This is a genomic window from Kitasatospora acidiphila (assembly GCF_006636205.1).
Lineage (GTDB): Bacteria > Actinomycetota > Actinomycetes > Streptomycetales > Streptomycetaceae > Kitasatospora > Kitasatospora acidiphila.
In genome coordinates this window covers 8,071,464-8,082,821 of sequence record NZ_VIGB01000003.1, presented here as the reverse complement: position 1 = coordinate 8,082,821, position 11,358 = coordinate 8,071,464, and the positions used below count along the sequence as shown (strand labels likewise).

Annotated in this window: 2 pseudogenes; both read right to left on the bottom strand. The window is 74.1% G+C overall.

The features are described from left to right. Positions 1-190: 190 nt before the first annotated feature. Positions 191-474 (bottom strand): annotated as a pseudogene (locus tag E6W39_RS44550) (polyketide synthase dehydratase domain-containing protein); the annotation flags it as partial. A 126-nt stretch (positions 475-600) separates the two neighbouring features. Then, positions 601-10,728 (bottom strand): annotated as a pseudogene (locus tag E6W39_RS38095) (SDR family NAD(P)-dependent oxidoreductase); the annotation flags it as partial. Positions 10,729-11,358: the final 630 nt, after the last annotated feature.

The window sequence follows — 11,358 nt, the reverse complement described above, 5'->3', positions numbered from 1 at the left end:
CGCGGGCCCGCTGGACGAGGGCGTGCACGGAGTCCGCGTCGGCTTCCGCGGTGAGTACCGGGCTCGGCACCACCTCGGTCGGTGTGCTCGCGGTGAGGGGCACCCACTGGGTGTGCAGCACCGCGGCCCGGGCCTCGGCGGCCGGACGGACGGTCAGCGCGGTGATGTCCGCGACCGGGTTGCCGGACAGGTCGGTCAGTGTCGCGCGGTAGGTGCCGGTGCCCGTGCGGACCAGGTGGACCCGGGCGGACGACACACCGGTGGTGTGCACGGCGACGCCGGAGAAGGAGAACGGCAGCCGGACCCGGGTGTCGGGGCTGAGCAGGATCAGCGGCTGGAGTGCGGCGTCCAGGAGCGCGGGGTGGATGCCGAAGCGGGCGCCGTCGGGACGGACACCTCGGCGTACAGTTCGTCCTCGCCCCGCCACAACTTCCGCACGCCCCGGAACGCGGGTCCGTACTGGTATCCGAGTCCGGCGAGGAAGGCGTAGAACCCTTCAGGGTCCACGGGTTCGGCGTTCCTCGCGGGCCAGTCGAGGCGACCGGCCGTCACCTGGCCGCCGAGAGTTCCGGACGCATGGCGGACCCAGCCGTCGCCGCCCTTGGAGTGCACGGTGACCGGGCTGCGGCCGGCGTCGTCCGGGGCGCCGACCGAGACCTGGATGTCCGTGGGTGTGTCCGAGAGCGCGAGGGGCAGGTGCAGGACGAGGTCGTCAAGGGTCCCGCCGGCCAGGGTGGCGAGTTCGAGGAAGGCGGTGCCCGGCAGCAGGACCGTGCCGTCAACGGCGTGGTCGGCCAGCCAGGGGTGGGTGCGGGTGGAGACGCGGCCACTGTGGACGGTGCTCCCGTCGGGCAGTTCGACCGTGGTGCCCGCCAGCGGGTGCCCGGTGCCGTGGTCGCCGGCCGCGGGGGTGAGCCAGTAGGTGCTGCGCTGGAACGCGTAGCGCGGCAGCCTGACGCCGTGCGGGCGGTCGTGCGGCCAGGTCACGGCGACGCCCTGGACGTGGAGGCGGGCCAGGGCGGTGTGGAATTCCCCGATGGCGCCGTGGTCGCGGCGCAGGGTGCCGGTCGCCACGCCGTCCAGGTCCTGCACCAGCACCGGGTGCGGGCTGACTTCCACGAACACCTCGTGGCCGTCGGCGGTGAGCCGGGCGGTGGCCAGGTCGAACCGAACGGGTTCGCGCAGGTTGCGGTACCAGTAGCCGGCGTCGAGGGCGGAGGTGCCGACGGGTTCCGCGGTGACCGTGGAGTAGAAGGGAATCGCCGCAGGCCTGGGCCGGATGTCCGCGAGGTCGGTCAGAAGCTGCTCGCGGATCGCCTCGACCTGCGCCGAGTGCGCCGCGTAGTCGACGGGGATGGCGCGGGCGCGTATGCCGTCCCTGGCGCAGGCTGCCAGCAGTTCGTCCAGGGCCCCGGGTTCGCCGGACACGACGACGGTCGAGGCGGAGTTGACCACCGCGACGGTGATCCGGTCGCCCCAGGGGCTGAGGTAGCCGGCGGCGTCGTCCGCGGACAGCGCGACCGAGACCATGCCGCCGTGTCCGGCCAGGGCGACCAGGGCCTTGCTGCGCAGGGCGACCACCTTGGCGGCGTCCTCCAACGACAACGCCCCCGCCACGTACGCCGCCGCGATCTCCCCCTGCGAATGCCCGACCACGGCATCAGGCACCACACCATGGGCACGCCACAACTCCGCCAGCGCCACCATCACCGCGAACAAGGCGGGCTGCACCACATCCACCCGCTCCAGCGAGCCACCACCGATCAGCACCTCCACCAACGACCAGTCGGTGTACGGCGCCAACGCCGCGTCACACGCATCGATCGCCTCCCGGAACACCGACTCCGAGCCGTACAACTCCCCGCCCATACCCACCCACTGCGCACCCTGCCCCGGAAACACGAACACCGACCGACCCAGCGGGCGGACGGTCCCGGTGACCAGACCCGGCGCCGTACCGCCCACGGCCAGGGCCTCCAGGGCCCCGGCGGTGCCCACCACCACGGCCCGGTGCTCGAACACGGTGCGGGCAGCCAGAGCGCCCCCGACCGCCGCCGGGCTCACCTCGGGATGTACGGCGGTGAAGGCGCCCAGCCGGCGCGCCTGCTCCCGCAACGCCACCTCGGACCTGGCCGACAGCGGCCAGAGGACCTGGTCGTCCGCGCGGCCCCGGGGAGAGGGTGCGGCGGAGTCGGCCTCGGCAGGCTGTTCGAGGATGCTCTGCTCGATAATGACGTGGGCGTTGGTGCCGCTGATGCCGAAGGCGGAGACGGCGGCCCGCCGTGGCCGCCCGGTCCCGGGCCAGGCGACCGGTTCGGTGAGGAGGCGGACCGCGCCGGAGGCCCAGTCGACGTGCGGGGTGGGCGCGTCCACGTGGAGGGTCCGCGGCAGTTCGGCGTGCCGCATCGCCATGACCATCTTGATCAGGCCGGCCGCGCCGGCCGCTGCCTGGGTGTGGCCGATGTTCGACTTCACCGACCCCAGCCACAACGGCTCCACCCGGTCCCGGCCGTAGGTCGCCAGGAGTGCCTGGGCTTCGATGGGATCGCCGAGGGTGGTGCCGGTGCCGTGGGCTTCCACCGCGTCCACCTCGGACGGCTCCAACCCGGCATTGGCGAGGGCCTGACGGATCACCCGCTCCTGGGAGGGGCCGTTGGGCGCGGTCAGGCCGTTGGAGGCGCCGTCCTGGTTGGTGGCAGAGCCTCGGACGACCGCCAGCACCTCGTGGCCGTTGCGGCGGGCGTCGGACAGGCGTTCCAGCAGCAGCAGGCCGGCGCCCTCGGCCCAGCCCGCCCCGTCGGCCGCGGCGGCGAAGGACTTGCTGCGGCCGTCGGGCGCGCTCGCCCCTTGCCGGGACATCTCGGTGAACAGCGTGGGTGCCGCGTTGACGGTGACGCCGCCGGCCAGGGCGAAGGAGCATTCTCCCGAGCGCAGCGCCTGAGCGGCCAGGTGCAGGGCCACCAGGGACGACGAGCAGCCGGTGTCCAGGGACAGTGCCGGGCCGAGCAGGCCCAGCTGGTACGCCAGCCGGCCGGAGCCCACGCTCGACGCGGTGCCGGTGACCTGGTAGCCCTCCAGGTCGTCGGGGACCGGCCCGGCGGCGTAGCCGGTGGACCACATGCCGGTGAACACGCCGGTGGGTGTGCCCTCCAGCGTGGTCGGGTCGATACCGGCGTACTCGATGGTCTCCCACGCGGTCTCCAGCAGGATGCGCTGCTGCGGGTCCATGGCGAGCGCCTCGCGGGGCGATATCCCGAAGAACGCCGCGTCGAAGTCGCCGGCGGCGTCGAGGAAGCCGCCCTGGGACGTGCTCGACGTGCGGGGGCGGCTTCCCGTCGGGTCGTACAGGCGGTCGATGTCCCATCCCCGGTCGGCCGGGAAGTCGCCGACCGCGTCCACGCCGTCCGCGACCAGCCGCCACAGGTCCTCGGGGGTGCCGACGCCTCCGGGGTAGCGGCAGCCCATGCCGATGACCGCGATCGGCTCGTCCGTCGCGGCCGGGGCCGGGGACTGCGGCGCGTCCTGCTCGCCGGACTCGCCGGACAGGTGGGCGGCCAGCCGTGCCGGGGTGGGGTGGTCGAAGACGAGGGTGGCGGGCAGTTTCACCCCGAGCGCGGCGGTCAGGCGGTTGCGCAGTTCCACCGCGGTCAGTGAGTCGAAGCCCAGGTCCTTGAACGCCTGCCGGGGGTCGAGCCGCTCGGGGGTGGCGTGTCCCAGCACCCCGGCGACGTGGGTGGTGATCAACTCCAGCAGGTCGGTGCCGCCGGCACAGGGCGCGGGTCGGGGGACCTGCGGCCGGCTGTGGGCCTCGGGCAGGTCCCGCAGCAGCCGGCTCGGCCGCGCGTGGGTGTAGGCGCGGGCGAACTGTGCCCAGTCGGCCTCGGTGACGACCGCGAGGGCCTCGTCGTGGTCGAGGACGTCCTGCAGCGCGTCGAGTGCCCGGCCCGGGTCCAGTTCGCCGAGGCCGAGCAGGGCGCGCTGGCGCTGCACGGGCTCCAGGGCCGCCATGCCGCCTTCGGCCCAGATGCCCCACGCGACGGAGGTCGTGGCGCGGCCCTGGGCGCGGTGCTGTGCGGCCAGGGCGTCGAGGAAGGCGTTGCCGGCGGCGTAGGCCGCGCCGTGGCCGTCGCCCCACACGCCCGCGGTGGAAGAGAACAGGACGAAGGCGTCCAGGTCCGGCAGGAGTTCCGCCAGGTTCGCCGCCCCGGCGACCTTGGCCATGATGACCTCGGCGAACTCCGCCGGTGTCGTGTCGGCCAGCCTGGTCGCCCTGATCACGCCGGCGGTGTGGAAGATCGCGCGGATGTCGCCGACGCGCTCGACGAGGTCCCGCAAGGCGTCCCGGTCGGCCACGTCGCACGCCGCCACAGTCACCCGCGCCCCGGCTGCCGCCAGTTCGTCGCGCAGGCCGGCCGCGCCGGGTGCGTCGGGGCCGCGGCGGGAGGCCAGCACGATGTGCTCCGCGCCCTGCCGCGCGAGGCGGCGGGCCACATGTCCGCCGAGCGCGCCGGTGCCGCCGGTGACCAGCACCGTGCCCCGCGGCCGCCAGGGCCGCGCGGCCGGGCCCGATGAGGCCTTGCGGCGCAGCCGCTTGGCGAAGCGCCGGGTGCCGCGGATCGCCACCTGGTCCTCGCCCGTGCCGGCGAGCACGACGAGCAGCGCGTTCACGCTCTCCTCGTCGGGCACGGCGGGAAGGTCGACCAGGCCGCCCCAGCCGTGCGGGAACTCCAGCGCCGCGGACGCGCCGGTGCCCCACGCCAGGGCCTGGGCCGGGCTGGTGACCGGGTCGGTGCCAGAGGTGCTCACGGCGCCGCTGGTCGCGCACCACAGCGGGACGGCCGCTGTCCTCACCGGGTCCAGGCTGCGCACCGGGTCCAGGGTGCGGACCAGATCCAGGGTGCGGACCAGGCCCGCCGGGAGCACCGGGTGGTCGGGGTGCGGCTCCTCGTCCAGCGCCAGCAGCGACAGCACACCGTCCGGCCCGGGCCGGGCGTCCCCGGTGTCGGCCACGTCCCAGGTGTCGGCCACCGCGAAGCCCCGTTCGCGCAGGGCCTCGGCCCACGGGTGCCCGGTCGTGGCCAGGACGAGCCAGCGATCCGGGTCCACCGGGGCCGCGGTACCGCTCATCGGCGCCCATGCCACCTCGTACCGCCAGTCGTCACGGGGCACCGGCGGGGTCGCGGTCACCCAGTAGGGCTCGCGCTGGAAGGCGTACGTGGGCAGGTCCGCCCTGGGTGCGGTGCGGGGCAGGACCGGAATCCAGTCGACGTCGGCTCCGGCGGCGTAGAGGCGTCCCGCCGCGGCGAGGAACTCGGTGAGGCCGCCGTGATCGCGGCGCAGTGTTCCGGTGGCGGCGACATCCAGCGCGGGCACCAGCACCGGGTGCGGGCTGACCTCCAGGAACAGGTCGTGGCCGTCGGCGGTGAGCCGGGCGGTGGCCAGGTCGAACCGAACGGGTTCGCGGAGGTTGCGGTACCAGTAGCCGGCGTCGAGGGCGGAGGTGTCGACCGGCTCGCCGGTGACCGTGGAGTAGAACGGGATCGGCGCCGAGTGGGGCGTGATGTCGGCCAGTTCGGTGAGCAGTTGCTCGCGGATCGCCTCGACCTGCGCGGAGTGGGCGGCGTAGTTGACGGGCAGGCGGCGGGCGCGGATGCCGTCGGCCTCGCAGGCGGCCAGCAGTTCGTCCAGCACGTCGAGGCCACCGGACACCACTACCGCCGCGGGTCCGTTCACCACGGCGGTGGTCAGCCGCTCGCCCCAACGGGCCAGGTAGCCGGCAGCCTGTTCGACGGACAGCGCGAGGGACACCATACCGCCCCGGTCGGCGATGACGGCCAGTGCCCTGGACCGTGACGCCACGACCTTGGCGGCGTCCCGCAGCGACAGCGCGCCGGCGACGTACGCGGCGGCGATCTCCGCCTGGGAGTGGCCGACCACGGCGTCCGGCTGCACGCCGTAGGACCGCCACAGGTCGGCCAGCGCCACCATGACGGCGAACAGGGCCGGCTGCACCACGTCGACGCGGTCCAGCGAGCCGTGGCACAGTTCGTCGACCAGCGACCAGTCGGTGTACGGGGCCAGGGCGGCGGCGCAGGCGTCGATGCCGGCGCGGAAGACCTCGGACTGCTCATACAGGTCACGGCCCATGCCCGCCCACTGCGCCCCCTGTCCGGGGAAGACGAACACGGTCCCGCCGGTACGGGCCGGCAGGCCCGGCAGGCCCGGCGGGAGCGCGGCCAGGCCGGACAGCAGGTCGTCCCGGTCGGCGCCGACCACCGCGGCCCGGTGCTCGAACCGGGTGCGGGCGGCCAGTGCGCGGCTGATCGCGGCGGCCGGGACGTCGGGGTGGGCGGTCGCGTACGCGTGCAGCCGCTCGGCCTGGGCGCGCAGCGCGGCGTCGGTCTTCGCGGACAGCAGCCAGGCGGTGGGGGCGGCCCGGCCGGCGGGTTCGGGAAGGTGGCCGGGGTCCGGGTCGGAGGACTGCTCGATGATCAGGTGGGCGTTGGTGCCGCTGATGCCGAAGGCCGAGATGCCGGCGCGGCGCAGGTGCTCGTGCTCCGGCCACGGCCGGGCCTCGGCAAGCAGCCGGACGCCGCCGGAGGCCCAGTCGACGTGCGGGGAGGGGGCGTCTATGTGCAGGGTTCGCGGCAGTTCGCCGTGCCGCATCGCCATGACCATCTTGATCAGGCCCGCGACGCCGGCGGCGGCCTGGGTGTGGCCGATGTTGGACTTCACCGACCCCAGCCACAACGGCTCCTCCCGGTCCTGACCGTAGGCGGCCAGCAGGGCGTGGGCCTCGATGGGGTCGCCGAGGGTGGTGCCGGTGCCGTGGGCCTCCACCGCGTCCACCTCGGACGGCTCCAACCCGGCATTCGCCAACGCCTGACGGATCACCCGCTCCTGCGACGGGCCATTCGGCGCGGTCAACCCATTGGACGCCCCGTCCTGGTTGACCGCGCTTCCCGCGACGACCGCCAGCACACGGTGGCCGTTGCGGCGGGCGTCCGACAGTCGTTCCAGCAGCACCAAGCCGGCGCCCTCGGCCCAGCTGGTGCCGTCGGCCGCGGCGGCGAAGGGCTTGCTGCGGCCGTCCGCCGCGAGGCCGTGCTGGCGGGAGAACTCGGTGAAGCCCAGCGGTGTCGCCATGATCGTGACGCCGCCGGCGAGCGCCAGCGAGCACTCGCCCGCGCGCAGGGCCTGGGCGGCCAGGTGGACGGCGACCAGGGACGACGAGCAGGCGGTGTCCACGGACAGCGCCGGACCGCGCAGCCCGAGGTGGTAGGCGACCCGGCCGGACGTGACGCTGGTCGCGACGCCGGTGAACAGGTAACCCTCCAGGTCCTCTGGCAGGCCGGGCCCGGTCGCGTAGCCGGACGACCAGACGCCGGTGAACACCCCGGTGTGGCTGCCGCGCAGCGAGGCCGGGTCGATCCCGGCGTGCTCGAACGTCTCCCAGGCCGTCTCCAGCACGAGCCGCTGCTGCGGGTCCATGGCGAGCGCCTCGCGGGGCGAGATGCCGAAGAACGGAGCGTCGAAGCCGGCCACCGCCTCCAGGAACCCGCCCCGGGTGACGTACGTGGTGCCCGCGCCGCGCAGTTCCGGGTCGTACAGGCCGCCCAGGTCCCAGCCGCGGTCGTCCGGGAAGTCGCCGATCGCGTCCACGCCCTCCGCGACGAGCCGCCACAGGTCGTCCGGCGAGGCCACCCCGCCGGGGAAGCGGCAGCCCATCCCCACGATGACGACCGGGTCGTCGTGGGCGGCCGGGGCGGCGGGGGCCGGCCGGTCGCCGGGGCCGGTGCGCAGCCAGTCGATCAGCTCCGCGGGCGTCGGGTGGTCGAAGACGAGACCGGAGGGGAGTTGCCGATCCAGGGCGCCGGCCAGGCGGTTGCGCAGTTCGAGCCCGGTGACCGAGTCAAAGCCGAGGTCCTTGAAGGTGAGCGCGGGATCGATGTCCGCGGGGTTCTCGTGGCCCAGCACGAGCGCGATCTGCGCGGTGACCACGGCTGCCGCGTCGACCGTGTTGCCCGACTCGAGGTCGCCCGTGTCCGTGCCGCCCGCCCCGGTGTCGCAGGTCTCCGGGCCGCCGTCCGGCCGGGCGGGCGCGGCGGTCTCCGCTGCGTGCGTCCCCGGGCCGGCCGGGGTCCGTCCGCTCTGCCCGGCTGTCGCTTCGGGCAGCCAGTACGAACGACGTTGGAAGGCGTACGTGGGCAGGTCGACCGGCGCGGCCTCGGCGACGGCCGGGGACCAGTCGACCGGCACGCCGGCCACGAACAGCCGGGACAGCGCGGTCAGGAAGGCGTCCGGCCCGCCCCGGTCACGGCCCAGCGTGCCGGTGGCGACGCCGGGCACTCCGGTCCGCTCGCGTGCCTGTTCCAGGATCTGTTCGAGGGCGGGCAGCAGCACCGGGTGCGGGCTGACCTCGACCACGACGTCGTGCCCGTCCGCCAGCAGTGCGGCGGTGGCCAGGTCGAAGCGGACCGGCTCGCGCAAGTTGCGGTACCAGTAGCCGGCGTCGAGCCCCGTGGTGTCGTCGAGGAGGCCGCCGGTGACCGCGGAGTAGTACGGGATGGTGCCCTGCCGCGGCCGCACACCGTCCAGTTCGGTGTGCAGCCGCTCGCGGATCGCCTCGACGTGCGCGGAATGGGAGGCGTAGTCCACCGGGACGACGCGTGTGCGGACACCGTCCGCCGCGCAGGACTCGACCAGTTCGGACAGGGCCTGCGTGTCGCCGGACACCACGACCGAGCCGGTGGCGTTGACCACGGCGACCGTCAGCGCGCCGCCCCAGCGCGACACGTGGTCCTCGGCCCGCTCGGCGGACAGGGCCACGGACACCATGCCGCCCCGGCCGGTCAGCGCCACCAGCGCGCGGCTGCGCAGTGCCACGGTCCGGGCCGCGTCGGACAGCGACAGCGCGCCCGCGACGTATGCCGCGGCGATCTCGCCCTGCGAGTGCCCGACCACCGCGTCGGGCTCGACACCGAAGGAGCGCCACAGTGCCGCCAGGGACACCATCACCGCGAACAGGGCGGGCTGCACGATGTCCACGCGGTCGAGCGGGGCGCCGTCCAGGACATCGGCCAGGGACCAGTCGGTGTACGGGGCCAGGGCCTGGGCGCACTCGTCCATGGCGGCCCGGAAGGCGGGGTACGCGGCGTACAGCTCCCGGCCCATGCCGACCCACTGCGCGCCCTGGCCGGGGAACACGAAGACGGTACGGCCCGGGGTGCCGGCCCGGCCGGCGGCGACCTGGGCGGAGTCGAGCAGGACCGCGCGGTGCGCGAAGCGGGTTCTGGTGGTGGCCAGCGCGTGCGCGACCTCGGCGCCGGTCAGGTCCGGGTGGCTGCGCGCGTGTTCGCGCAGGCGCTCGATCTGCGCTCGTAGCGCCTGCTTGGTCCGCGCCGTGACGATCCACGGCGCCGGCCGGGCCTCAGGGGCGGGCCGCCGGGCCGGCGGCGCGGCCGCATCGGGCGCCTGCTCGACGATCACGTGCGCGTTGGTGCCGCCCATGCCGAACGACGACACGCCGGCGAGCAGGGGCGCGTCGGGCCGCGGCCAGGGGGTCAGAGCGGTCTGGACCCGCAGCGCCAGTGCGTTGAGAGGGATGCCGGGGTTGGGGGTTTCGTAGTTCAGGCTCGGCGGCAGTGCGCGGTGGTACACGCTGAGGACGGCCTTGAGCAGACCGACGATGCCCGCGGCGCCTTCCAGGTGGCCGACGTTCGTCTTGGCGGATCCGACCCGCAGGGCGCTGTCGGCGTCGCCGGACCCGGCCGGGTCGCGGTAGGCCGCCGCGAGGGCGGCGGCCTCGATGGGGTCGCCGACAGCGGTGCCGGTGCCGTGCAGCTCCACGTACTGCACATCCGCGGGACGCACGCCGGCGCGGGCCAGTGCCTCGCGGATGACCTGTTCCTGGGCCTGCGCGCTGGGCACGGTCAGGCTCTGTGTGGCGCCGTCGTTGTTGACCGCGCTGCCCCGGATGACACCGTAGACGCGGTCCCCGTCGGCCAGGGCCCGGTCCAGCGGTTTCAGGACGAGGAAGGCGCCGCCCTCGCCGCGGACGAAGCCGTTGGCCCGGGCGTCGAAGGTGAAGCAGCGGTCGTCCGGGGACAGGCCGCCGAACTCCGCCGCTCCCTCCTCGCGGGCGGCGGTCAGGTTGAGGTTCACCCCGCCGGCCAGGGCGAGCGCCGACTCGCCGCGGCGCAGGCTCTCGACCGCCAGATGCACCGCGACCAGCGCCGACGACTGCGCTGTGTCGACCGTCATGCTCGGTCCGCGCACACCGAGGAAGTGCGAGACGCGGTTGGCGATGACGCCCCGGTTGGTGCCGGTCAGCGTGTGCGGCGTGATGTGACTGGGGTAGGCCAGGGACGTGTAGTCCTCCCACATCGAGCCGACGAACACCCCCGTCGGGCCGCCCGTCAGCGTGCTCGGCACGGTCCGGGCGTCCTCCAGGGCCTCCCAGGCGAGTTCGAGCATGAGCCGCTGCTGCGGGTCCATGCCGGCGGCCTCACGGGGGGACACACCGAAGAACGCCGCGTCGAAGCCGTCCACCCGGTCCAGGTAGCCGCCGTGCCGTACGCCCTGCCGGCCCACGGGCGGCGCGGTGATCGCGTCGGCCCCGTCGCACAGCAGTCGCCAGAACGCCTCCGGATCCGGGGCTTTCGGCAACCTGCCCGCCATTCCGATGACAGCGACACGATCAGCGTCCGAATCCAGGGGGAAGCGCATCACATCGACACCTCATGAGCCGGGGAATGAAGGAAGGCGGGGTGTTTCCGTAGGAGTCCCAATGGTGCGGATCCGGCCGCGCAAGCGGCCGGATCATCGAGCGCGCGGGCAGCCCGGCGCCCCGGTGGTATCCGACCCCGGACTCGACCGAACTTCGGGCGCCTGGATCAGTGGAGCGGTCCTCGAAAGCGACAGCGTTGGCGACGCTCTTTGAGGAAGATGCGCTGGTGAGCTGTGCGTAGGGGCCGAGGCGGTGATCGTCCCACCGCGTGAAGGATCTTTGCAGCAACATCACGCCATCGCCATAGGCCAGGCGAAGGCTGTCTCAGACGAGGCACACAACGTCATATGCCTGCATGACCAAGGCACCTTGGCGAGATCCGTCCCGTGCCCCATGAAACGCGTCGTTGCTTACGGACGGCCCGTCGCAGTGTCCGCCGGCGGACCTGCTGGCGAATCTGCCGGTGAACCTGCCGGTGCGGTCACCGTAGTTCGTCCACGTCCTGTAGTACCGCGACCGGGCCGGGTTCATGGGCACCGTCGACGCCGCCGGTGACAACGCCCTAGAATCCCATTCGCACTCGCGCAGAAGAACGTCCTCGACCGTCATCCGGCCACCCGGGAAACCTC